General features: G+C 70.9%; 21 protein-coding genes. 8 read left to right on the forward strand and 13 right to left on the reverse strand.

What is annotated here, in order from left to right:
- Positions 1-17 precede the first annotated feature (17 nt).
- On the forward strand, positions 18-1,157 hold the full coding sequence (locus ACFYUV_RS36365) for a cystathionine gamma-synthase (protein ID WP_387677017.1): 1,140 nt from the start codon (positions 18-20) through the stop codon (positions 1,155-1,157).
- A gap of 16 nt (positions 1,158-1,173) precedes the next feature.
- Here ACFYUV_RS36365 and ACFYUV_RS36370 read toward each other — a convergent pair whose 3' ends face one another.
- Positions 1,174-1,605, reverse strand: a complete 432-nt coding sequence (locus ACFYUV_RS36370; RefSeq protein WP_364392534.1) for a DUF2269 family protein — start codon at positions 1,603-1,605, stop codon at positions 1,174-1,176.
- 10 nt (positions 1,606-1,615) lie between these two features.
- Positions 1,616-1,741: a hypothetical protein gene (locus ACFYUV_RS36375; RefSeq protein WP_352326121.1), complete on the reverse strand. Its 126-nt coding sequence runs from the start codon at positions 1,739-1,741 to the stop codon at positions 1,616-1,618.
- Between the two features lie 139 nt (positions 1,742-1,880).
- Between ACFYUV_RS36375 and ACFYUV_RS36380 the strand changes: the two genes are divergently transcribed.
- On the forward strand, positions 1,881-2,303 hold the full coding sequence (locus tag ACFYUV_RS36380) for a DUF6292 family protein (RefSeq protein WP_364337729.1): 423 nt from the start codon (positions 1,881-1,883) through the stop codon (positions 2,301-2,303).
- 318 nt (positions 2,304-2,621) lie between these two features.
- On the opposite strand, the gene ACFYUV_RS36385 is transcribed toward ACFYUV_RS36380, so the two are convergent.
- From ACFYUV_RS36385 to ACFYUV_RS36395, 3 genes are all read right to left on the reverse strand, one after another.
- Positions 2,622-4,589, reverse strand: coding sequence for a hypothetical protein (locus tag ACFYUV_RS36385; RefSeq protein WP_357974915.1), 1,968 nt, complete (start codon positions 4,587-4,589; stop codon positions 2,622-2,624).
- A gap of 37 nt (positions 4,590-4,626) precedes the next feature.
- Entirely contained in the window at positions 4,627-5,385 is a 759-nt protein-coding gene (locus ACFYUV_RS36390; protein WP_387677021.1) for a hypothetical protein, read from the reverse strand.
- Between the two features lie 62 nt (positions 5,386-5,447).
- Positions 5,448-6,839 carry a sigma 54-interacting transcriptional regulator gene (locus ACFYUV_RS36395; RefSeq protein ID WP_387677024.1) on the reverse strand — a complete coding sequence of 464 codons (1,392 nt, stop codon included), beginning with the start codon at positions 6,837-6,839 and terminating at the stop codon, positions 5,448-5,450.
- A 172-nt stretch (positions 6,840-7,011) separates the two neighbouring features.
- Between ACFYUV_RS36395 and ACFYUV_RS36400 the strand changes: the two genes are divergently transcribed.
- Positions 7,012-8,193, forward strand: coding sequence for an FIST N-terminal domain-containing protein (locus tag ACFYUV_RS36400; protein WP_352353142.1), 1,182 nt, complete (start codon positions 7,012-7,014; stop codon positions 8,191-8,193).
- Positions 8,190-9,167 (forward strand): ROK family protein, encoded by a 978-nt coding sequence (locus tag ACFYUV_RS36405; protein ID WP_387677027.1) that lies wholly within the window; start codon positions 8,190-8,192, stop codon positions 9,165-9,167. The genes ACFYUV_RS36400 and ACFYUV_RS36405 overlap by 4 nt, the downstream gene beginning before the upstream one ends.
- A gap of 98 nt (positions 9,168-9,265) precedes the next feature.
- On the opposite strand, the gene ACFYUV_RS36410 is transcribed toward ACFYUV_RS36405, so the two are convergent.
- From ACFYUV_RS36410 to hppD, 4 genes are all read right to left on the reverse strand, one after another.
- Positions 9,266-9,913, reverse strand: coding sequence for a hypothetical protein (locus ACFYUV_RS36410; RefSeq protein ID WP_387677030.1), 648 nt, complete (start codon positions 9,911-9,913; stop codon positions 9,266-9,268).
- A complete protein-coding gene (locus tag ACFYUV_RS36415; protein ID WP_387677033.1) occupies positions 9,910-10,455 on the reverse strand; it encodes an RNA polymerase sigma factor in 546 nt (181 codons plus the stop codon). Before ACFYUV_RS36415 ends, ACFYUV_RS36410 begins: the two co-directional genes overlap by 4 nt.
- Before the next feature lie 73 nt (positions 10,456-10,528).
- The gene (locus ACFYUV_RS36420; RefSeq protein WP_387677036.1) at positions 10,529-11,935 is read right to left on the reverse strand and encodes a M1 family metallopeptidase; all 1,407 of its coding nucleotides are present in this window, start codon (positions 11,933-11,935) and stop codon (positions 10,529-10,531) included.
- 185 nt (positions 11,936-12,120) lie between these two features.
- A complete protein-coding gene (hppD, locus tag ACFYUV_RS36425; RefSeq protein ID WP_387677039.1) occupies positions 12,121-13,230 on the reverse strand; it encodes a 4-hydroxyphenylpyruvate dioxygenase in 1,110 nt (369 codons plus the stop codon).
- 103 nt (positions 13,231-13,333) lie between these two features.
- Between hppD and ACFYUV_RS36430 the strand changes: the two genes are divergently transcribed.
- The gene (locus ACFYUV_RS36430) at positions 13,334-13,813 is read left to right on the forward strand and encodes an Lrp/AsnC family transcriptional regulator (protein WP_352323250.1); all 480 of its coding nucleotides are present in this window, start codon (positions 13,334-13,336) and stop codon (positions 13,811-13,813) included.
- Positions 13,814-14,030: 217 nt separating this feature from the next.
- Entirely contained in the window at positions 14,031-16,097 is a 2,067-nt protein-coding gene (locus tag ACFYUV_RS36435; protein ID WP_387677042.1) for a transglycosylase domain-containing protein, read from the forward strand.
- Here the strand turns inward: ACFYUV_RS36435 and ACFYUV_RS36440 are convergent.
- The gene (locus ACFYUV_RS36440) at positions 16,083-18,047 is read right to left on the reverse strand and encodes a thioredoxin domain-containing protein (protein ID WP_387677045.1); all 1,965 of its coding nucleotides are present in this window, start codon (positions 18,045-18,047) and stop codon (positions 16,083-16,085) included. The two genes, ACFYUV_RS36435 and ACFYUV_RS36440, sit on opposite strands and share 15 nt — an antisense overlap.
- Before the next feature lie 95 nt (positions 18,048-18,142).
- On the opposite strand from ACFYUV_RS36440, the gene ACFYUV_RS36445 reads away from it, so the two are divergent.
- Complete coding sequence (locus ACFYUV_RS36445; protein ID WP_387677048.1) at positions 18,143-19,294, forward strand: hypothetical protein; 1,152 nt, start codon at positions 18,143-18,145, stop codon at positions 19,292-19,294.
- Here the strand turns inward: ACFYUV_RS36445 and ACFYUV_RS36450 are convergent.
- The 3 genes from ACFYUV_RS36450 to mca are packed head-to-tail and all read right to left on the reverse strand — an operon-like array spanning position 19,280 to position 20,654.
- Entirely contained in the window at positions 19,280-19,573 is a 294-nt protein-coding gene (locus ACFYUV_RS36450; protein ID WP_352323254.1) for a GNAT family N-acetyltransferase, read from the reverse strand. The two genes, ACFYUV_RS36445 and ACFYUV_RS36450, sit on opposite strands and share 15 nt — an antisense overlap.
- Complete coding sequence (locus tag ACFYUV_RS36455; protein WP_352323255.1) at positions 19,574-19,735, reverse strand: hypothetical protein; 162 nt, start codon at positions 19,733-19,735, stop codon at positions 19,574-19,576.
- A 34-nt stretch (positions 19,736-19,769) separates the two neighbouring features.
- Positions 19,770-20,654, reverse strand: a complete 885-nt coding sequence (mca, locus tag ACFYUV_RS36460; RefSeq protein ID WP_352323256.1) for a mycothiol conjugate amidase Mca — start codon at positions 20,652-20,654, stop codon at positions 19,770-19,772.
- A 147-nt stretch (positions 20,655-20,801) separates the two neighbouring features.
- On the opposite strand from mca, the gene ACFYUV_RS36465 reads away from it, so the two are divergent.
- Positions 20,802-21,224: a DUF4307 domain-containing protein gene (locus ACFYUV_RS36465; RefSeq protein ID WP_357974645.1), complete on the forward strand. Its 423-nt coding sequence runs from the start codon at positions 20,802-20,804 to the stop codon at positions 21,222-21,224.
- The last annotated feature ends 60 nt before the right edge of the window (positions 21,225-21,284 follow it).

Consider the following 21,284-nt stretch of genomic DNA (forward strand, 5'->3'; position numbering starts at 1 on the left):
CCGTTAACGTGGGGCCTATGACCAACGGTTTTGAGACCCTGGCGATCCACGCAGGTCAGGAGCCCGACCCGCTGACCGGCGCGGTCGTGCCGCCGATCTACGCCACGTCCACCTACAAGCAGGACGGCGTGGGCGGCCTGCGTTCGGGATATGAGTACAGCCGCTCGGCCAACCCCACGCGGACGGCGCTGGAAGAGGCGCTGGCCGCCGTGGAGGGCGGCGCGCGTGGGCTGGCGTTCGCCTCGGGCCTGGCCGCCGAGGACACCCTGCTGCGCACGGTGTGCCGGCCGCAGGATCACGTGATCATCCCCAACGACGCGTACGGGGGCACGTACCGGCTGTTCTCCAAGGTGCACGAGCGCTGGGGCCTGCACTACGACCCCGTCCCGCTGCACGACCTCGACGCGGTGGCGTCGGCCATGACGCAGAAGACGAAGATCGTGTGGGTCGAGACGCCCACCAACCCGCTGCTCGGCATCGCCGACATCGCCGCCCTGGCGCAGCTGGCCCACGAGAACGGCGCGCTGCTGGTCGTGGACAACACCTTCGCCTCGCCGTACCTGCAGCAGCCCCTGGCGCTCGGTGCCGACGTGGTCGTCCACTCCACCACCAAGTACGTCGGCGGCCACTCCGACGTGGTCGGCGGCGCGCTGATCGCGCGGGACAAGGGCCTCGGCGACGAGCTGACCTACCACCAGAACGCGATGGGCGCGGTGGCCGGCCCGTTCGACGCCTGGCTGACGCTGCGCGGGCTCAAGACCCTCGGCGTGCGCATGGACCGCCACTGCGACAACGCCGAGCGCGTCGTCGACCTGCTGCTCGCGCACCCGCGCGTGACCCAGGTGCTCTACCCGGGCCTGGCCGAGCACTCCGGCCACGAGGTCGCCGCCAAGCAGATGCGGCGCTTCGGCGGCATGGTGTCCTTCCGCGTGGCGGGCGGCGAGGCCGAGGCCGTGGAGGTGTGCAACCGGGCCAAGCTGTTCACGCTCGGCGAGTCGCTGGGCGGCGTCGAGTCGCTCATCGAGCACCCGGGCCGCATGACGCACGCCTCCGCGGCGGGCTCGCCCCTGGAGGTGCCGAGCGACCTGGTGCGCCTGTCGGTCGGCATCGAGACGGTCGACGACCTGCTCGCCGACCTCACCCAGGCCCTCGGCTAGAACGCCTGGACCACCATCACGGCGTCGGGACGACCATCAGGAAGAGGATCACCAGCCAGATCACGGCCAGCAGGCCGCTGATCGCGGCGACCCGTCCGGTCTGCACCTTCGCGTCGTCCTCCGCGTTCTCGCTTTCGAGCGCGCGGAGGGCGGTGCGCAGGTCGCGGTCGATGATGACCAGCAACACGATCGCCACGATGAACAGCGTCATCGACGCCGTCATGTACCACAGGCCGAGCACGCCGTTCCCGACGACGACGCCCAGGGCCACGCCGAACACCAGCACACCCAGGCTGGCCAGGCTGTAGATCCTCGTGGTGCGCTGGATGTTCCGCAGGACGGGCACGTTGTTCGTGCGGATGGCCCGCGGAGCCGCCATCGTCGCGGCGGTCAGCGGGCCGATCGTGAAGATGGCGAAGCCGATGTGCAGCCAGAGAAGCAGGGACATGCGCCTGAGACTAGTCCCCGACGATCTCGGTCGGCGGCTCGACACTCTCTTTAACCTGCGAGGAGCAACGCATGATGAGCTCCGTGGCGGCCACCGCTACGGCCATCAGGGTGATCAGCAGGATCGTGGCAATCATGGGCTCTCCTCCTTCCCCGTGTCCGACGTAAATATCGTCCGTAATGACTAGACGGACGTGCAACGGAATAAGTTCGCCACGGGTATGGTTGGTCACCGTCGCTTTTTTCTTACCTTCAGGGCACAAGGGGGTGCCGTCCGTGGCCATCAGGCATGTCGAGCCGTACACCGACGAGTGGCTGCAGCAGCCGGCGGGCTATGTGGAGCGCGTCGTCGACCTGCTCGGAGCCGAGGTGGCCGACTGGTGGGAAGGCCCGTGCGATCCGCGGCACGCAACGGTCAAGCTGACCGACGGCCACGCGCTGGTGTGGGACGAGGAGAGCGGCTGGCGGCTCGGCCGCTTCGTCTCCGGCGGGGCGGGCGCGCACACCGAGCTGACCGGCGTCCGCTACCTGGGCCACGGGCTGCTGCCCCGGCCGGAACGCGTGCCGTCGGCTCTGGTGGACGCGCGGGCCGGCGTGGGGGCCAGCTCGGCCTGGCGGCCCTGTTACCGGTCGCACCGCAACTGCCGCGACGGGTTCGACGTGGCCCTCGACTTCTACGCCCGCCTGATCGAAGCCTGACAAACCCCCCGGACAAGCCCCAAAGCCCCAAAGCCCCAGAGCCCCAAAGGCAAGGGCCTCCGCTCCAGGGGCGCTGCGCGCCGAAGGGCTCCGGGCCCTGCTTCCTCGGGGGAGCCAAGCTCCCCCGAATCCCCTCGCCGGTGGTCTCCCGCCCCCCGCCCCCCGGAGGTCACCTGCCTCCTTCTCGGTCATGCGTCGGAGAAGGTGTTCCTGCCGCGGGGCCGTATTCCGGAGGTGCGTACCGCGAGAACATCTGCGGTCGATGTCGTCGGCCGGAGCCCCTTCTGTTTGACGTTGTTCGGCCGCATCTTGCACGAATCAGCGGGAGCGGCGGAGGCGGAGGAAGTCGCTGACGACGTATTCGCCGAGCCGGTCGGCGCTCGGTGAGAACACCCGGCCGCCGTTCCTGCGGGCCACCTCGTCCACGAACTCCTTCAGCCGGTCGTCGGCCGCCAGCATGAAGACGTTGATCGTCGCCCGCCGTCGCGTCATCTTGTCCACCTCGGCCAGCGTCAGCTCCAGCGTCTCGTGCGACGGCGGCCACTCGAAGGCCGACCTGCCGTTGCGCATGAGGTGGGCGGTCGGCTCGCCGTCGGTGACCACCAGCACCACCGGCTCGAAGTCGGGGTGGCGGTCGAGGTGGCGGCCGGCGATCAGGAGGGCGTGGTGGAGGTTGGTGCCCTGGACCATGTCCCAGTCGAGGCCGGCCAGCTCGTCGGGCTGCAGGACCCTGGCGTAGTTGGAGAAGCCGATGATCTGCACGGCGTCCTGCGGGAACTTGGAGGCCACCAGCGCCTGGAGAGCCAGCGCCGTCTGCTTGGCCGCGGCCCACGTGCCGCGCAGGGCCATCGAGTACGACAGGTCGACCAGCAGGCACACCGCCGCCGCGCTGCGGCGTTCGGTCTCGGAGACCTCGAAGTCGTCGACGGACAGCCGCACCCGGGCCCGCCCGTCCTGCGGGGCGGTCGCCACGCCGCCGCTGCGCACGCCGTTGACCAGCGTACGGACGACGTCGATCGGCTGCTCGTCGCCGAAGCGCCAAGGACGGGTGGAGCCGGTGAGCTCACCGGCCGAGCCCGCGTCATGCTGGTCGTGGTCGCCGCGCCGGCCCGCGTCGAGGGAGGAGAACACGCGCCGCAGCGCGGTCTCGCCGAGCCGCCGGACCGCTTTCGGGGTCAGCTCCAGCTTGCCGCGGCGGCGCAGCAGGTAGCCCTGCTCCTCCAGCTCGCGTTCGATGCGCTTGAGCGCCTCCAGGTCGTCGACCGCCGCCCGGCCCAGCGCGCGGCGTACGGCGGCCTCGTCGATGTCGTCGAGCCGCGCGCCCGGGTAGTCCTGGCGCAGGGCGGTCTCCAGCTGAGTGAGGTCGGCCAGCTCCTCCAGCGCGGTGACGGCGTCGCCCATGGCCAGGGGCTCCTCGCCGGTCAGGCGCTCGGGGGCGTTCCAGGCCAGGTCGGGGCGGCGGGCGTGCAGGGCCTCGCCGAGGCGGCGCATCTGGTCGGACAGGCCGGCCTGGTCGAGGGTCTGATTGATGAGGTTGGACAGCTCCTCGCGCTGGCGGGGGGTCATTGAGGCCAGCATGCGCTGGGTGGCGGCGGCCCGCCGGGCCAGGATGTCGACAAGCTCCTCAAGGTTTCGGGGCGTTTCTGGGAACAAGTCGCCATATTTCGCCATAAAGGCGTCAAAGTCTTCTTGGGTGTGCTCGCCCCGGGTGTCCCTGTCCAGCATGTCGTTCAGATCGGACATCATCTGCCGGACGCGGGCCATGGCCTCGGGGTCGGGGTTGGCCAGGGCGTCGCGGAGCCCTCTGAACTGGCTGTCGAGCACCTCGCGCCGCAGCAGGTCGCGCAGCTCCTCGAACGTCTGGCGGGCCGCCGCCGAACGCCACTCGTACGTGCTCAGCTCCTGGATGGCGCTCGCGGTGTCCTCCGGCAGCCCGTCGAGCCCGGCCTCGCGCAGCCGCGCGTCGTCGGACGGGTCGGGGAACAGCTCGGCCCGCTCCTGCCCGATCGCCTTGTCCAGCAATGCCCGCGCGCGTTCGAGGGTGCCGTCGAGCCGCCCGCGCTCGCGCAGGTCCCTGCGCCGCCTGCGGACCTCCTTGAGCATGTCGTCGAGCCCCCGCCGGTCCTGGCTGCCGGGCAGCCCGCGCTTGAGCAGGTCGCGCAGCGCGTGGACCGGCGTCGAACCGGACAGGATCGCGTCGCCCATCTCGTCGAGGGCCGCGCGTACGTCGTAAGGAGGGGCCAGGGGGTCGGGGCCGTCGTGGTATTCGCCGTAGCGGAAGGCCATCACGCTTCCACGCTAACCCCAACCCGCCCCCGCCCGTCTACGGACGCCTGGCCACTTCCCACACCTCGACCGCGCTGTTCGCGTCGGGCGTATAACTCACCTGCACCTGCACCGCGCGCCCGGCCCCCTTGAGCGCCTTGGTCAGATCGGCCGACTCGCAGGGCAGCGTGCCGAGCCCGCGCTTGTCGACGCCGGCCGGCTTCCCGGACACCCAGCGGTCGCCGCAGCGGGCGGTGGCCCGGTAGAAGGACGTCAGGTACGTGTAGCCCAGCTTGAGCTGCTTGCCGCCGGTGCTGAACAGGACCGTCGCGTCGTCGACGCGCTTGACCGAGCCGCGCGCGGTGACCGGCTCCGGCCAGGCGTTCAGCAGGAACTCCTGGGCCTTCACGGCCTTGCCGCCCTCGTACTCGACCCGCAGCGGGACCGCGCCCTCCCGGAGCCCGACGGTGAGCTGGGCGGGCTTGCACGACGTCCGGCCCAGGCCGTCGCGGTCCAGCGCGACCCGGCCCTCGGTCTCCTTCAGGTCGCAGGCCGTCGTCACCCGGCTGTAGGCGGCGCGGGTGTAGTCGAGCCTGAGCTCTTCGGCCCCCGGGATCGCGGTCAGCTTGTAGAGCACGTTGCCGCCGCGCCGCACCTTGGCGGGCTTCATGGGCACGATCCGCAGGCTGCCCTTGCCGTCGGCCCAGGCGTAGCCGTAGGCGGTCTTGGCGGCTGCCCTGGCGGGGGCCGCCTGCGCGGGAAGCGCGAGGCCGCCCAGGACGAGGCCGACGGCGGTGGCATGGATGAGCAGGCGCATGGGCGGTTCCCCCCGGAGTCGTGATCAACCAAACACTACGACGCGGGAAACCGCCCGATTGTTCACGTCCTGTAGATCGTGACCCCGTCGAGGTCTTCCTTTGACAGCCGCCGCATCAGGTAGAGACCTTCCAGCGCGAACTCCAGGGCCGCCGCGGCGTGCCCGGGGGACTCCTCGCCGGCGCCCATGCCGAGCCTCGACATGATCTTGGCCAGGCCGCTGACCGGACCGATCCGGTGCAGCAGCTCGGCCGCGGCCACCATGTCGCCGGACTCCACCTGGTTGCCCTCGGCGAACTTGTCGGTCACCGGGGCCAGGTCCATGCCGCCCAGCCTGTTCCTGAACGTCTCGGCCGTGGCCCGGCGCAGCAGGTGGGCCAGGATCTCGGTCTCCCTGCCCTCCTCGCTGACCTCGAACTCCACCTTGCCGCGCAGGCTGTGCACGACGCAGGCCAGGTCGCAGACGCGCGTGACGGCCTGGTCCTCGCCCTTGATCGCGGATCTGCGCACGGCGGAGGCCGCGGCGGTCTCGGCGGCGGCGATCGAGAAGCGCGCCGACACGCCGGAACGGGCGTCGACGGCCGTGGACTCGCGGACCAGCCGGGTGAACCTGGCGATCACCTCGATCAGGTGCTCCGGCACGTCGGCCCCGATGTCGGGCACCGACTCCTGGCGGATGAGGGTGATCTCGTCCTCGACCGTGAGCGGGTAGTGGGTGCGGATCTCGGCGCCGAAGCGGTCCTTCAGCGGCGTGATGATGCGGCCCCTGTTGGTGTAGTCCTCGGGGTTGGCGCTGGCGATGAGCAGGATGTCGAGGGGCAGGCGCAGGTTGTAGCCGCGCACCTGGATGTCACGTTCCTCCAGCACGTTGAGCAGCGAGACCTGGATGCGCTCGGCCAGGTCGGGCAGCTCGTTGACGGAGAACACGCCGCGGTTGGTGCGGGGGACCAGGCCGTAGTGGACGGTCTCGGGGTCGCCGAGGGTGCGCCCCTCTGCGATCTTGATGGGGTCGACGTCGCCGATGAGGTCGCCGACGGAGGTGTCGGGAGTGGCGAGCTTCTCGCCGTAACGCTCGTCGCGGTGCTTCCACGCCACCGGCAGCTCGTCGCCCAGCTCGCGCGCCAGGGTCTTGCAGCGCGTGCAGGCGGGTGCGTACGGATGGTCGTTGATCTCGCAGCCCTCGACCACCGGGGTCCACTCGTCGAGCAGGCCGGTGATCGTGCGGATGAGCCGCGTCTTGCCCTGCCCTCGCTCACCGAGCAGGACCAGGTCGTGCCCGGCGAGCAGCGCCCGCTCCAGGTGTGGCAGGACGGAGTCGTCGAAGCCCACTATGCCGGGGAACCGGGGCTCGCCGGCCCGCAGCCTGGCCAGCAGGTTTTCCCGGACCTCGGCCTTGACGCTGCGATGAACGTGGCCGCTCTCCCGCAACTCGCGGAGAATACGTGGCTGATGCACGGGATCGAGACTACGTCCCCCGCGAGAAATGCGGCAGAGAGTTTCGCATCTGGCGGAGATTTCGGATCTTGACCTATTGCGTGACGGTTCGTACGCGTGCTTGTCCCTTTAGTGGGGAGAATCGGCCCTAGGGAACATGCACATGTCGAGGGAGGCGAGACGCGTGGCCTTGATGACAAGCCGCTTCGCCGACGGCCTCGCCGTGGGTTCCGACCTGGTGGAGGCCGCGGAGAGCGCCGTCGGTCAGGCACTGTCGAGGCTCAGCGGCCAAGCCGACCTGGTCTGCTTCTTCATCTGCGGCGAGGACCCCGAGGACGTCGCGAGAGCAGGCCAGGCCGCGATGAAGCTGGCGCCCGAGGCGCACGTGATCGGATGCAGCGCCACCGGGGTGATCGGCGACGGGCAGGGGGTCGAGCTGACGCCCGCGGTGAGCGCGTGGGCGGCCACCCTGGAGGGGGCCAGGCTCACCACGTTCGCCCTGGAGACGCTGGCGGCCGAGGACCGGTTCGTGGTCGTCGGGCTGCCCGAGCGCACCGGCGACGACCACGTGGCGATCCTGCTGGCCGACCCGTACACCTTCCCGACCGACGCGTTCGTGGAGCGTTCGGTCGACGTGCTCGGCGACCTGCCGCTGATCGGCGGCCTGGCCAACGGGCTGCAGGGCAGAGGGTCCGTACGGCTGTTCGCGGACGGCAAGATCTACACCGAGGGCGCGATCGGCGTCCTGCTCAGCGGGCCCATCAAGATCAGTACGGTGGTCAGCCAGGGCTGCCGCCCGATCGGCCCCAGCATGGTGGTCACGGCCTCGGAGGAGAACCTGCTGCTCGAACTGGCCGGTCAGCCCGCGCTGGCCCGGCTGGAGGACATCGTCAGCGAGCTGGACGAGGACGACCGCGAACTGGTCGCCGCCGGCCTGCAGATCGGCGTGGCCATGGACGAGTACGCCGAACGTCACGAACGCGGTGACTTCCTCATCCGGGGGGTCATCGGCATCGACCCCGAACGCGAGGCCGTGGCCATCGGGGACATCGTGGAGATCGGCCGTACCGTGCGCTTCCAGGTCAGGGACGCGGCCACCGCCGACGAGGACCTGTACGACCTGCTCGACGCCCACCGCGAGGAGCTCGGCAAGGTCGACGGCGCGTTGCTGTTCTCGTGCAACGGCCGGGGCTCGGCGATGTTCGGCACCGCAGACCACGACCCGGTCGCCCTGCGCGACACGCTGGGACCGATCGGCGTCGCGGGCTTCTTCGCCGCGGGCGAGGTCGGGCCGGTCGGCGGGCACAACCACGTGCACGGGCTCACGGCGTCCGTGCTGGTCTTCTCCAGCGCCGCGGAGCCGGAGCTGTCGTGATCCTGGCGATCGACGTCGGCGGCACCAAGATGGCCGCCGGGCTGGTGGCCCCCGACGGCGCCGTGATCACGTCCCGGCGCGCCGCCACCCCCCAGAACGCCGACGCCGAGACGCTGTGGCACATCCTCACGACCCTCATCGACCCCCTGTCGGCACGCGCCGAAGGGGTGGGCGTGGGCTGCGGCGGGCCGATGACCTGGCCCGACGGCGAGGTCTCGCCGCTCAACATCCCCGGCTGGCGCGGCTTCCCGCTGCGCGCCCGGCTGGCCGGCCGGTTCCCCGGCTTACCGGTACGCCTGCACAACGACGCCATCTGCCTGGCCGTCGCCGAACACTGGCAGGGCGCCGGCCAGGGCAGCGCCGACATGCTGGGCATGGTGGTCTCCACCGGCGTCGGCGGCGGCCTGATCCTGGGCGGACGCCTGGTCAACGGCGGCACGGGCAACGCCGGCCACATCGGTCACGTCGTGGTCGAACCGGACGGCGGCCCCCGCTGCGGCTGCGGCGGCCACGGCTGCCTGGAAGCGATCGCCCGCGGCCCCGCCCTCACCACCTGGGCCCTCACCCAGGGCTGGACCCCTGCCGCCGTCTCCGAGCCCGTGGAGGCGTCCGAGGGTCCTGAGGCGTACCTGGAGGATCGGGCGGTCACCGGGCGGGCGCTGGCGGCCGACGCGCTCGCCGGCGACCCCATGGCGGTGCTGGCGATGCGGCGGGCCGGACGGGCGCTCGGGATCGCGATCGCCTCCGCCACCCACCTGTGCGACCTGGACCTGGTCACGATCGGCGGCGGGCTGTCGCAGGCCGGCGAACCGCTGTTCGGCCCCCTGGAGGAGGCGCTGCGGGACCACGCCCGCATGGGTTTCGCCCGCCGCCTCAAGGTCGTGCCCGCCGCCCTCGGCCAGGAGGCCGGCCTGGTAGGCGCCGCCGCCCTCCTCCTGGCCGGCGACGCCTACTGGCCCTCCACCCGCGACTGACCCCCGCGACTCGCGGGATGGGCGCCGGGCGGGCGCGAGCCGAGGGTGCGCAGGCCGCGACCCGCCCGGGTTCCTGTCCGGGCCGCCCTCGCCGGAGGTCAGCCCTGCCTGGTGTGCTCGCTGAAGCCCTCGTCGCCGCCCGTGTCCGTACGGGTGCCGGAACGGTCGTCGTTCCGGTCGCCCGGCGGCGGGACGGGCATCGCGACCGGTTCGCACCGGGCCACCGCCCCCTGGACGACCTGCAGCGAGGTGGACACCGGAGGAGCCTCGGGCCCGCTCCTGTCCAGGGTGACCGCCAGCACCAAGGTCCGCCCCGCCGGGACCTGGCCCTTCGCGATCCGGAAAGAGATCCCGTCGCCGCTCCTGCCGATGCTCGCCTCGAAGCGCCCCTGGCCGCCCCCCTGACGCCCCCGCGGCTCCTTGCAGGTCTGGCCGTACGGCAGGTAGTCCACCACCGCCTCGACCCCCGCCGCCGCCAGCTCGGCCGCCAGCCCGCCGGGGTCCCGGAAGGCGTTGATCTCCACCGCGACCCCGCCGTCGGCCGTGCCGGTCACCGCGTACGCGGGCCCCGCGCCGAACAGGCCGGTGGCCGTCACCGCGGCGACCACGGCGACCCCCGCAGCCGCGGCGGCCAGCCCCACGATCCTGCGCCGGGGCCGCCGGACGACCGGAGCCGTGACGGGCCGCGTCCCGGCCGCCATCTCCGCCTTGAGCGCGCCGAGCAACCGCTCCTCGAAAGTGTTCATGCCTGTCCCTCCACGTACACGGCCGACGGCGAAGCGACGTTCTCCAGGGCGCGTCTGGCCCGGTGCAGGCGGACCCGCGCGGTCACCTGCCTGATGCCGAGGGCGGCGGCCGCCTCGGAGACGGTGAGCTGGTCGATCGCCACGAGCTCCAGCACCGCGCGTTCGCCCTCCGGCAGGCCCGCCGTGGCCTCCAGGGCGCCGCGCATCCCGCGCTCGGCGTCGATCCGCTCCTCCATCCGGACGAGGTCGTCGTCGTCCATCAGGCGCCGCCCCGCGATCCGGCCGGCCGCCCGCGCTTCCCTGGCCGACCTGCGGAGCTGGGCCGACACCACGTTGCGGGCCACGCCGTACAACCACGCGGTCTGGCTGCCCCGGCCCGGCACGTAGGTGTGGGCCGAGTCGAGGGCCGCCAGGAAGACGTCGGCCGTCAGGTCGGCGGCCAGGTGGGGATCGCTCACCCGCCGGACCACGAACCTCATGACGACGTCGACATGGCGGCGGTAGAAGGCCTCGAAGGCCGCCGGGTCCTCGTTGAGGCGCACTGGCCTCGCTCCCTTCGTCGTTCGCCCTTACACCTGTACTTGGACCGGGCGAAGGAAAGCGTTTCGGCGCAGGTCAGGCGAGGGTGGGGCGGCGCGGCTGGAAGAGCCAGGCGTCGAAGAGCGGGTCGAGGTCCTTGCCGGACAGCCGCTCGGACAGGTCGACGAACTGCCGCGTGGTGACGTTGCCGTAGCGGTGTTCGGCGGTCCAGGTCTTGAGCAGCTTGAAGAACGTCGGGTCGCCGACCGCTTTGCGCAGGGCGTGCAGCGCCATGCCGCCGCGGGTGTAGACCGACTCGTTGAACAGGTCACCGGGCTTGGCCCGGCCCGGCGGGTAGGACCACATCGGGTCTTTGGCGCCGCGGTTGTAGAAGTCCTTGAAGATGGTGTCGGCGGTCTTCTTGCCCCGGTGCTCCGACCACAGCCACTCGGCGTACGTCGCGAAGCCCTCGTTGAGCCACAGGTCCTTCCACCGCTTGATGGTCAGGCTGTCGCCGAACCACTGGTGGGCCAGCTCGTGGGCGATGATGCCCTCGTCGGGGTCGAAGCCGCCGTAGAGGGGCTTGGTCTGGTTCTCCAGGGCGTAGCCGGCCGAGTAGTCGTCGACGATGGCGCCGGTCGAGGAGAACGGGTAGGCGCCGAAGACCGTGCTCCAGTAGTCGGTGATCTCGCCCGAGACGTTGTAGACGCGGTCGAGGCCGGTCCTGAACTTCGGATCGACGGCCGCGTACGTCGGGATGCCGCCCGGCGAACGGCCCTGACGCACCTCGAACTTGCCGATCGTGGCCGTGGCGAGGTAGGTGGCCATCGGGTGCCGCTCGCTCCACCGGTAGGTGGTGCGGCCGCCCGCGGTGGACGGGGACGCGCTCTGCTCGCCGTTGGCCACGACGGTCAGGCCGGCGGGCACGGTGACCGTGAAGTCGAACGTGGCCTTGTCGGCCGGGTGGTCGTTGCTGGGGAACCAGGTCTTGGAGCCGTTGGGCTCGGAGGCCACGAACGCGCCGTCGGCGGTGGGGATGAACCCGTACGTGCCCAGGTTGGCGGTGTCCTTGGCGGGCGTGGGGCTGCCGGAGTAGGAGATCTCGGCGGTGAACGGCGAGCCGGCGTCGAGCCGCGCGGCCGGGGTCACGGTCAGCTCGCCGTCCTTGCGGGAGAAACGCGCGGGCGAGCCGTCGACGCTGACCTTGGCGACGTCGAGGCCGGTGAGGTCGAGGTTGAAGCTCGACAGGTCCTGGGTGGCCTTGGCGCGGATCTTCGTCAGGCCGGTGAGCCGCTTGGTCGCCGGGGTGTAGTCGACGGTCAGCGAGTAGTGGGCGACGTCGTAGCCGCCGTTGCCGTCCTGCGGGAAGTCGGGGTCGCCGATGCCCGGGGCGCCCGTGTGGCGGCCGGCTGCCGAGCGGGGCGGCGGCTCGTCGGTGGGCGCGCACGCGAGCACGCTGATCAGCGCCACCAGCACGGCCGCGCCGCGTCTCCTGATCCGCAAGGTGAACCAGCCCCCTTCAGCCCGTGACCGGAATCTTACGCTGGGTCACGCGGTCCCGACGACTCGTCACCGTGGAGGGGGAAGAGCCGGAGGCGCCGGCGGCTCCCCGCCGCCGGCGCCTCATCAGCCCAGAATGTGGTGGTGGTCCCATAAAATCCAGATCACCCCCACTAAGTCGGGACAAACTAAAGGTTGCCCCTGCGTTCCTGCTCGCGCTCGATCGCCTCGAACAGGGCCTTGAAGTTGCCCTTGCCGAAGCCGAGCGACCCGTGCCGCTCGATCAGCTCGAAGAAGACCGTGGGACGGTCCTGGACCGGCTGCGTGAAGATCTGCAGCAGGTAGCCGTCCTCGTCGCGGTCGACCAGGATCTTGCGCTTCTTCAGCTCCTCGATCGGCGCCCTGACCTGCCCGATGCGCTCGCGCAGCTCGGGGTCGTCGTAGTAGGAGTCCGGCGTGTCGAGGAACTGCACGCCCGCCGCGCGCATGTGGTCGACGGTGGTGAGGATGTCGTTGGTGGCCAGGGCGATGTGCTGCACGCCCGGCCCGCCGTAGAACTCCAGGTACTCGTCGATCTGCGACTTCTTGCGGCTGATCGCCGGCTCGTTCAGCGGGAACTTGACCTTCCGGGTGCCGTCGGCCACGACCTTGGACATCAGCGCCGAGTACTCGGTCGCGATGTCGTCGCCGACGAACTCGGCCATGTTCGTGAAGCCCATCACCTTGCGGTAGAACTCCACCCACTCGTCCATCTTGCCGAGCTCGACGTTGCCGACGCAGTGGTCGACCGCCTGGAACAGGCGTCCGGTCTTCGTCGCGGGCGGCGCGACGAGCGGCTCGGCCGGCACGTAACCGGGCAGGTACGCGCCGCCGTAGTTGGACCTGTCCACGAGCGTGTGCCGGGTCTCGCCGTAGGTGGCGATGGCCGCGAGCACCACCTTGCCGTGCTCGTCCTCCAGCGTGTACGGCTCCACCAGGCCGGTGGCCCCGTGGGCGACCGCGTAGGCGTACCCGGCCTCCACGTCGGGCACCTGGATGGCCAGGTCGACCACGCCGTCACCGTGCTCGGCGACGTGCCTGGCCATGTCCGTGCCGGGCCGGATCGAGGCCCTGAACTCGAAGGTGGCGCTGCCCGAGGTCAGGACGTAGGCGACTTCGTCGCGGCTGCCGTTCTCCGGCCCGCGGTAGGCCACCAGTCGCATGCCGAAAGCGGTCGAGTAGTAGTGGGCGGCCTGCCGGGCGTTGCCCACGGCGAACACCACGGCGTCCATGCCGTTAACCGGAAAGACATCAGTCATACCCCTAACTCTCGATTTAGCTGGACGAGTTGTGCAACAGTTACTTGAACGAGTGCACAATCTGTCCACCCATCTCGGGTCAGAGTCGGAGAACTTGTACAGCATGACGATCGACGAACTGGACGCCCGGCTGATCTCGCTGCTGACCGCCGAGCCCCGGCTGGGCGTGCTGGAGTGCTCACGCCGCCTCGGCGTCGCCCGCGGGACCGTCCAGGCCAGGCTCGACCGGCTGGTGGCCAGGGGCGTGATCACCGGGTTCGGGCCCGACGTGTCGCCCGTGGCGCTCGGCTACGACGTGACGGCGTTCGTCACCATGGAGATCAGGCAGGTCTCCGGGCACGACCCGGTCGCCCACCGGCTGGCCCACATCCCCGAGGTGCTGGAGGTGCACACCATCACCGGCGGCGCGGACCTGCTGTGCCGGGTGGTCGCGCGGACGAATGCCGACCTGCAAAGGGTCATCGACCAAATCGTGGATGTTCAGGGGGTGCTCAGGACTTCTTCGATCATCGCACTCGACACCCCGGTTCCTTACCGAGTGCTGCCTTTGGTCGCCGATGTTCCGCGCCGCGGCGGGCGCTAGACGTACCATCGCTTAGGGACGAGGCACCGTTATCGATCGTTTACCCTTGACATTCGCCCAGCTTGCGGGGGTTGGGCGAGGGTGTCTCAGAGGGGGGTCTCGGATGCGGGGCGGTGGTGGAAAAGGCATGCGGAAACGGCGCGTACTCCGAATAGTGTTGATCTCTTTCGGCGCCGGAATCGCCGTGCTTGCCGGTCTTTTCGCCATTGCGTGGGCGATGACTCCCATTCCCGACAGCACGCAGAAATCGGCCACCGCCGAAGGCTCGGTGATCTATTACCGCGACGGCAAGACGGTGCTCGCCCGGCAGGGCGTCGACCGCCGGAACGTCGAGCTGGCCAAGGTGCCCAAGCACGTGCGCGACGCGGTCATCGCCGCCGAGAACCGCTCGTTCTACAACGACGGCGGCGTCTCGCTCAAGGGCACCGCGCGGGCCGTCTGGTCCACCGTCACCGGGCAACAGCTCCAGGGCGGCTCCACGATCACCCAGCAGCTCGTGCGCAACTACTACAGCGGCCTCAGCCAGGAGCGCTCGGTCACCCGCAAGTTCAAAGAGATCCTCATCGCGATGAAGGTCGACCAGTCCAAGTCGAAGGACTGGGTCCTGGAGCAGTACCTCAACACGATCTACTTCGGCCGCGGCGCCAACGGCGTCCAGTCGGCCGCGCGCGCCTACTTCGGCAAGGACGTCGACAAGCTCACCGTCGCCGAGGGCGCGTACCTGGCGGCGGTCATCCAGCAGCCCAGCCGGTTCGCCGACCCCGAGGGCGCCGACCTCGACGCGGCCCGCTCCCGCTGGCAGGCCGTGATCAACGCCATGGGCCAGACGGGCGCGCTGTCGCGCCAGCAGGCCGCCGCCGAGCGTTTCCCGGTGCTCAAGGCGCCCAAGAAGCCGTTCGAGCTCAAGGGCCAGGGCCAGTACATGCTCGACCAGGTCACCGCCGAGCTCAACCGGCGCGGCTACTCCGACGAGACCATCAACAGCGGCGGCCTGAAGATCGTCACGACGTTCGACAAGAAGCTCATGACGGCGGCCGAGCAGGCGGTCAAGGACGTGCTCCCGGCCTCGACGCCGAAGAAGGTGCGCACCGGGCTGGCCGCCGTCGATCCGGCCACCGGCGAGGTCGTCGCCTTCTACGGCGGCCGCCACGACCAGGTCGGCGACTACGACAACGCGTTCTCGGCCAAGCGGATGGCGGGGTCGACGTTCAAGCCGTACACGCTGGCCGCCGCGCTCGACAACGGCTTCGACCTGTCCACCAGGGTCAACGGCAACTCGCCGCTGCGCGTGGCCTCGGCCGACAAGCCCATCCCCAACGACAGCGGCCGCTCCTACGGCCAGATCAACCTGGTCAGCGCCACCCAGAACTCCGTCAACACGGCCTTCGTCGACCTCGGCCAGAAGGTCGGCCTGAACAAGGTCGCGGAGGTCGCCGAGGCCGCGGGCATCCCCAAGGAGCAGTTGCAGGGGCAGCAGGCGTACGCGACCTTCCCGCTCGGCGTGTCCTCGGTCAGCGCCGTCCAGAACGCCTCGGGCTTCTCCACCTTCGCCAACAAGGGCGTGCACATGGAGGCCCACGTGGTGAAGTCGGTCACCGACGGCAAGGGCGAGAAGAAGACGGTCAAGCCCGTCGCCACGAAGGTGGTGGGGGAGCAGGCCGCCGCCGACACCGTCTACGCGATGCAGCAGGTCGTCAAGTACGGCACCGGCACCGCCGCGCGCCTCTACGACCGTCCGGTGGCCGGCAAGACCGGCACCACCGACGACTCCAAGAACGTCTGGTTCAACGGGTTCGTCCCGCAGCTCGCCGTCGCCGTGAACATGTTCCGCAGCGACGACGAGACCGTCACCATCCCCGGCTACGGCACGCAGTTCGGCGGCCAGCTCCCGGCGCAGATCTGGCGGGCGTTCATGACCGAGGCCATGGCCGGCGAGCCCGTCGAGGAGTTCCCCGAGCCCTCCCAGTACGGCTACGAGTCCTCCTACTCGCCGCCCGACCGCGGCCGCGACGTCCGCGACCAGCAGTCGACGCCGCCCGCCGACCAGAACGAGTGGGGCAACCCCGACTCCGGCCCCACCGATCAGCAGCCGTTCGGCGACCCGACGGTCACCGAGGCGCCCACCGACGACGGCTCCGGCGACAACGGCAGGACCGGCCGCGACCGGCAGGACGAACGCCCCCAGGACGCGCCCACGGCGCCCTCCGACCAGCCTCTGGGGCCCCCGGACGAGAGCCGCGACACCCAGCGCGACAACCTCGGCCGGCCGTCAGGCACCGGCTAGCTCGGCCCGCAGCTCCTCCACCGTGGTGACCGGCAGCCGGCAGGCGAACCCCCTGCACACGTAGGCGGCCGGCGCGCCGTCGACGGGCCCGCGCCCCTCCAGCAGCGCGGGGAACGGCTCGCCGCCGGCCTCGCCGTCGCCGGGCGCGACCACCAGGCCCGGCACGTCGGCCAGCAGCGCCTCCCGGTGCAGGGCGGCCGTACGCGGGTCGGCGGGGCTGCCGACGACCGCCACCTCCACGGGCCCGTCGAGCGCCGCGCGGGCCACGGCCAGCCCCCAGCCGGCGAACCTGGCGTGCCGGTCGGCCAGCACCGACACCGTGGCGAGCGCGGCCGCGGCGGCCTCCCGGTGCCGGGCCGAGCCGGTCAGCGCGCCGTAGGACAGCAGGGCCCCCGCGGCCGCGTACTGGCCGGAGGGCGTGGCGTTGTCGGTGGGGTCCTGTGGACGCTGGAACAGCCGTTCGGCGTCGTCAGCGGTGTCGTAGAAGCCGCCGGAGCCGTCGGAGAAGCGGTCGAGGACCGTGTCGAGCAGCGTCCCGGCCAGCCGGAGCCATCTCGTCGCGCCGGTCACGCCGTAGAGCGAGATCAGACCCTCGGCCACGTTCGCGTAGTCCTCCAGCACGCCCGCGTTGGCGCCCGCGCGCCCGTCGCGGGAGGTGCGCAGCAGCCGCCCGCCGCTCGTGTGCACGTCCGCGAGCAGCTCGGCCGCCGCCGTGGCGGCCTCGACCAGGTCGGGACGCTCGAACACCACGCCGGCCTCCGCGAGCGCCGCGACGGCCAGGCCGTTCCAGGAGGCCACGACCTTGTCGTCGCGGCCCGGCCGCACCCGCAGCTCCCTGGCCGCCAGCAGCCTGCCGCGCACGCCGGCGTACCGCACCGGGTCCTCGGGGTCGCGCGGGAGCTGGAGCACCGACGTGCCGTGCTCGAACGTGCCGGTGACGTCGAACAGGCCGGTGGCCCAGCGGCCGTCGTCGTCCCCCAGGACCTCGCGCAGCTCCTCGGGCGTCCAGACGTAGAACTTGCCCTCCACGCCCTCGCTGTCGGCGTCGAGGGCCGAGGCGAGGCCGCCCTCGGGCGTGCGCAGCTCGCGCAGCATCCAGCCGGCCGTCTCCAGCGCCACCCGGCGGGCCAGGTCGCCGCCGCCCGCCTTCCACCAGTGGGTGTACACCCGCAGCAGCAGGGCGTTGTCGTAGAGCATCTTCTCGAAGTGCGGGACCACCCACCCGGCGTCGACGCTGTACCGCGCGAAACCGCCGCCGAGCTGGTCGTAGATGCCGCCGCGGGCCATGGCTTCGAGCGTCCGGCCGCTCATCTCGCGCTCGCCGGAGCGCAGCAGGAACTCCAGGACCATCGACGGCGGGAACTTCGGCGCGCCGCCGAAGCCGCCGTCGACCGGGTCGAACGACTCGCGCAGGTTGGCGACGGCCCGCTCCAGCGTCTCCGCCTCCGGAGTGGCGCCACGCGGGAACGCGGTGTTCTGGTTGAGCGCCTCGACCACCTTGGCGCCCTGCGCCAGCACCGACTCCCGGTCGCCGGTCCACACCCGGTGGATCTCGGCCAGCAGCCGCCGGAAGTGGGGACGCGGGAAGTACGTGCCGCAGTAGAACGGGTGGCCGTCGGGCGTGGCGAACACCGTCATCGGCCAGCCGCCCTGCTGGGTCATGGCCTGGGTGGCGGTCATGTAGACGGCGTCGACGTCGGGCCGCTCCTCGCGGTCGACCTTGACGTTGACGAAGTGCTCGTTCATGAGGGCGGCCGTGTCGGCGTCCTCGAAGCTCTCGTGGGCCATCACGTGGCACCAGTGGCACGCCGAGTAGCCCACGCTGATCAGCAGCGGCACGTCCCGGCGCCGGGCCTCGGCGAACGCCTCGTCGCCCCACGGGTGCCAGTCGACGGGATTGCCCGCGTGCTGCAGCAGGTAGGGGCTCGTGGCGTCGTTCAACCGGTTCATCAGGACCTCCCTCGCTCACCCTAAACCGCGCCCCCGGGGCAGGCCCGCCACCCCCGCGGCTGACTCGGGCGGGGCGGACGGCGTAGGTTACGGGCGTGGACATCGACTACGTCTGCGCCCACGCCGGCCGCCCGCCGGCCGCCGTCACGCGCAGGGACGTCGCCCGCGCGCTGCTGGCCGTGCCCTCGGGCGTGGCGCTGGTGGCGCTGCCCGATCTGCGGCGGGCCATGGTGTCGGCGGGCAACCCGCTCTCGCAGCCGTTCTGGGACTCCGCCAAGGCCACGCTCAGCTCGATCGAGGCGGGCGTGGCCACCGTCGGCGACGTGCAGCGCTGGGTCGAGTCCACCGGCACCGAGCCGATCCTCATGACGCCCAGCTACTTCGTCTGGCCCGAGGAGGACGAGCGCGGCCCGGTCGCGGCCGAGATGTTCGGGCGCATGGTCTCCTTCCTGGAGGAGCGCGTCGCCGCCGGGGAGATCGACCCGGACGCGCTGGCCCAGGGCGACCACGCCGCCCGCCGGGCGTACGAGGAGCTCCAGGAGCACTGGCTGGCCACGCCGCTGCCCGACGGCCGGGTGCCCGGCTTCGCGGTCAGCGACGAGCAGGACGAGGAGCTGTTCGCCGCCCTCGACGAGGAGGAGGCGTTCGCGCTGTCGGAGCTGCGCCGCATCGTCGGCGAGCTGCCCAAGGCGCCCGAGCTGCCGCTGGTCGAGCTGGAGCTGGCCGCCGCGCGCCTGCGCGTGCTGCTGGACCTGCCCGGCTACCCCGCGAACGTGCTGCGCGCCTGCGCCGGGTTCGACGACCGGCCGATGCCGGACGACGACCGGGAGTTGTGGCTGGCGGTGGCGGCGGGCGTGGCCGGGCCGATCTCCGACCTGTCCGAGGCCGACGACGTGCCGGAGGAGTTCGCCGACCTGGAGGGGGAGCTCGGCCACGAGGACACCGCCCTGGCCAACCTGTGCGCGATCCAGCACGCCGACTGGCTGGCCGCGGTGGCGGCGCTGGCCCGCATGGGGCCCGGGGTGCTGGCCTCGCCGGAACGCCTGGCCAGGCTCATCGCCGAGTCCGACGACATCGAGTCGGGGGAGCAGGACGACGACGACCTCGACGCCACCGAGGGCCTGTTCGCCTCGGTGGTCAGCCTGTGGACCTACCTGGGCATCGTGGACGCCGACGAGGTGCTGACCCCGCTCGGCTGGTGGGGCCTGCCCAAGGCCCTGGAACGCGCCTGGTCACCCCGCGACTGACGGGTCGCTGTACTCCTTGAACTCGGGGTGACGCTCGATGTAGCGGGCCACGTACGGGCACAGCGGCACGATGCGCAGCCCGGTGTCGACGCTCGTGCGCAGCGCGTACTCCACGAGCCTGCTCGCCAGGCCCTGGCCCTCGTAGGCGGGCAGCACCTCGGTGTGCGTGAAGACGACTTTCGTGGGCAGCAGTCGATAGTCGGCGAACCCGGCGACCTTGCCGTCGACGAGGACCTCGAAGCGGCACTCCGTCGAGTTGTCGACTACTTCGATCGGCATCTATTCGGCTTTCTTGTCCGTGTCGCCCTCGTGCGGAACCTGGATCTTCGACATCTGCTTGTTCATCGACTTGATGAGGATGTAGAGGGCCAGCCCGATGAGGGCGACGACGGTGAAGCCGAGCAGACCCGGACTGACATCACCAGCTGCGAGAACTGTCACACCTTCAGTCTGCCACCCGTATGCCGTGGTCCGGTCAGTGGCAGGCGGGTGAGACGTCCTCGGCGTGGATGCCGGCGAACAGGTCGTCCTCGGGCAGCTCGGTGTCGACGAGCGAGCGCGCCAGGTGGTAGTCCTCGGTCGGCCAGATCTCCTGCTGCAGCTCGCGCGGGCAGACGAACCAGAAGCCGTCGGGGTCGACCTGGGTGGCGTGCGCGAGCAGCGCCTCGTCGCGGATCTGGAAGTACTCGCCGCACGGCACCCGCGTCGTCACGGGCCACTTGGCCGGCCGGTCCTCCCAGCGGGAGATCCAGTCGGAGTACGGGGAGCCGAGCCCGCGCTCGGTCATGGCCTCGTGCAGCGCCTCGAAGCGCTCCTTGGTGAAGCCCATCTGGTAGTAGAGCTTCATCGGCTGCCACGGGTCGCCGGTGCCGGGGTAGCGGTCGGGGTCGCCGGCCGCCTCGAACGCCTCGACGGAGACCTTGTTGGTCATGATGTGGTCGGGGTGCGGGTAGCCGCCGTCGTCGTCGTAGGTGATGATCACGTGCGGGCGGAACTCGCGCACGGCGGCCACCAGCGGGGCCGAGGCGTCCTCAAGCTTCTGCAGCGCGAAGCAGCCCTCGGGCAGCTCCTCCTCCTCGCTCTCCGGCAGGCCGGAGTCGACAAAGCCCATGAAACGCTGCTGGACCCCGAGGATCTCGCGGGCCCGCTCCATCTCCGCCCGGCGCACCTCGCCGATGTTGGCCACGATCTCGGGCCGGTCCATCTTCGGGTTGAGCACGGAACCCCGCTCACCGCCCGTGAGGGTACAGACCAGCACTTCCACGCCTTCGCGCACGTAACGCGCCATCGTGGCGGCGCCCTTGCTCGACTCGTCGTCGGGGTGGGCGTGGACTGCCATCAACCTCAGGGGTGCACTCACGGGCGCGTTCTCCTCACAGGGTCTCCTCGGTGGAGGACCGGTCACTCGTCCAGAGAGGTTAGTTTCTGCTGGGCGGTCGCGAGGGCACGCCCCCCGCGGGCGACAATTGTCTCGGATAACGCTCAGGGAGTGCAGGGAGATTCCGCCATGGTCACCGAAGATGTCGGGAACGGACCCGTTCTCGGCACACCCGACGACTTCCCCGACCGTCCGAAGAGAGGCGGCCGGCTGGTCGTGCATGTCGTGATCGGCGTGCTGGTGGCCATCGTCGCGGGCGGCTGGGGATGGGTGATGTGGTCGATGACGGCCGGCGGCGGCTCGGAGGCCCCGGCGCAGGTCGTCTCGTTCAGCATCGACGCGCCCGGGCGCGCGGAGATCACCTTCGAGGTGTACAAGCCCGACGATAGAGTGGCCGTCTGCCGGATCAGGGCACTGGACGTCTACCACGCGGAAGTCGGTAGCAAGGAAGTAAGAATCCCGGCTGGTGAGGGTAGTAAGCAGCTCAAGGAGAGCCTCGACACCAGTGGTCAGGCCACTTCCGTCCACATCCAGTACTGCAATCTCGTATAGTGAGACATTTGGGGAAGCGTCCGGGCGGTTGAGTTGTTAGCCTTTCGCAATTCGACCGTC

The sequence above is a fragment of the Nonomuraea sp. NPDC003560 genome (assembly GCF_042878785.1).
Taxonomy (GTDB): domain Bacteria; phylum Actinomycetota; class Actinomycetes; order Streptosporangiales; family Streptosporangiaceae; genus Nonomuraea.

What these genes read in the sequence shown, in the direction of transcription:
- ACFYUV_RS36375 (WP_352326121.1), bottom strand. Translation starts at nt 1,741, where the DNA reads ATGATTGCCACGATCCTGCTGATCACCCTGATGGCCGTAGCGGTGGCC.
- ACFYUV_RS36440 (WP_387677045.1), bottom strand. Translation starts at nt 18,047, where the DNA reads ATGAACCGGTTGAACGACGCCACGAGCCCCTACCTGCTGCAGCACGCG.
- ACFYUV_RS36400 (WP_352353142.1), top strand. Translation starts at nt 7,012, where the DNA reads ATGACAAGCCGCTTCGCCGACGGCCTCGCCGTGGGTTCCGACCTGGTG.
- ACFYUV_RS36385 (WP_357974915.1), bottom strand. Translation starts at nt 4,589, where the DNA reads ATGGCCTTCCGCTACGGCGAATACCACGACGGCCCCGACCCCCTGGCC.
- ACFYUV_RS36465 (WP_357974645.1), top strand. Translation starts at nt 20,802, where the DNA reads ATGGTCACCGAAGATGTCGGGAACGGACCCGTTCTCGGCACACCCGAC.
- ACFYUV_RS36450 (WP_352323254.1), bottom strand. Translation starts at nt 19,573, where the DNA reads ATGCCGATCGAAGTAGTCGACAACTCGACGGAGTGCCGCTTCGAGGTC.
- ACFYUV_RS36430 (WP_352323250.1), top strand. Translation starts at nt 13,334, where the DNA reads ATGACGATCGACGAACTGGACGCCCGGCTGATCTCGCTGCTGACCGCC.
- ACFYUV_RS36435 (WP_387677042.1), top strand. Translation starts at nt 14,031, where the DNA reads ATGACTCCCATTCCCGACAGCACGCAGAAATCGGCCACCGCCGAAGGC.
- hppD (WP_387677039.1), bottom strand. Translation starts at nt 13,230, where the DNA reads ATGACTGATGTCTTTCCGGTTAACGGCATGGACGCCGTGGTGTTCGCC.
- ACFYUV_RS36370 (WP_364392534.1), bottom strand. Translation starts at nt 1,605, where the DNA reads ATGTCCCTGCTTCTCTGGCTGCACATCGGCTTCGCCATCTTCACGATC.
- ACFYUV_RS36365 (WP_387677017.1), top strand. Translation starts at nt 18, where the DNA reads ATGACCAACGGTTTTGAGACCCTGGCGATCCACGCAGGTCAGGAGCCC.
- ACFYUV_RS36390 (WP_387677021.1), bottom strand. Translation starts at nt 5,385, where the DNA reads ATGCGCCTGCTCATCCATGCCACCGCCGTCGGCCTCGTCCTGGGCGGC.
- ACFYUV_RS36410 (WP_387677030.1), bottom strand. Translation starts at nt 9,913, where the DNA reads ATGAACACTTTCGAGGAGCGGTTGCTCGGCGCGCTCAAGGCGGAGATG.